We start from the raw sequence: 1,035 nt of genomic DNA, 5'->3' as shown, positions 1-1,035 counted from the left end.
GGGCGTGTCGACCCGCAAGGTGAAGGCGATCACGGAAGAACTGTGCGGCCATGCCTTCTCGGCCTCGTCGATCTCGGCCATCAACAAGCGGCTGGACGAGAGCAAGGGCGTCGAGTTGGTTGTGTGTCCGACGATCACGCCGGCCTGGTGGCAGCGATCGGCGAGGTGATCCCCGAAGCCGCCTGGCAACGCTGCTACGTGCACTTCCTCAGGAACGCGCTCGATCATCTGCCGAGGAAGCACGGCGACGACTGCCTGCAGGAATTGCGCTGGCTCTACGACCGGCGCGATCTCGCAGAGGCCAGGGCTGATCTTGCCGCATGGCTTGCCAAATGGTCGGCACGCTATCCGCGCCTGACAGGCTGGGCCGAGGATGCCATCGAACAAACCCTGACCTTCTTCAGGCTGCCGAGACAGCACCACAAGCATCTTAAATCCACCAACATGCTGGAGCGGCTCAACGAGGAAATCCGCCGGCGCACCTATGTCGTGCGCATCTTCCCCAATACCGAAAGCTGCCTGCGCCTGGTCAGGGCCTTGGCCGTCGAGACCAATGAAAACTGGATGGAGGCCAACCGATACATCAATATGGACGACCTGCGCGAGCACAAGAAGCTCGCTCTGCGCCAAGCCGCATGACCAGCATCATGGCCGCCCCATTTTGCAGAACTTGACGCACACAACCGAAATCCGCCGAATACGCCAACTCCTACCCCATCTGGCCACAAACCAGCGCCGGAAACCACCTCGCATTGCCCTTGCCGTCTCTCTCCACGCCCAAAGCCTATAACGCAACGGGCCCTCTTGAGGGGAGATGTCGCCGAAGGCGACAGAGGGGGTCACCGCGCGTGGAGCGCTAACCTTCATCGGTCGCAAGGGGGCGCATCCAGTCGAACCGACCCCCTCTGGCCTGCCGGCCATCTCCCCCTCAAGGGCATAGGCGCTAAGATAGGTATTGCCCTGCGGAATCGGGTGTGATTCTACACTGCGATGACACACGAATCGCTTGTTGATGACGGCTGGGCCGAGACGATT

Annotated in this window: 1 pseudogene; it reads left to right on the top strand. The window is 61.4% G+C overall.

What is annotated here, in order from left to right:
* Nucleotides 1–639 (top strand): annotated as a pseudogene (locus NKH54_RS32425) (transposase); the annotation flags it as partial.
* Nucleotides 640–1,035 lie beyond the last annotated feature (396 nt).

This window comes from Mesorhizobium sp. M1004, assembly GCF_040318795.1.
GTDB lineage: Bacteria > Pseudomonadota > Alphaproteobacteria > Rhizobiales > Rhizobiaceae > Mesorhizobium.
Note: the sequence above shows the minus strand (reverse complement) of the source record. Positions and strands in the feature narration are given on the sequence as shown.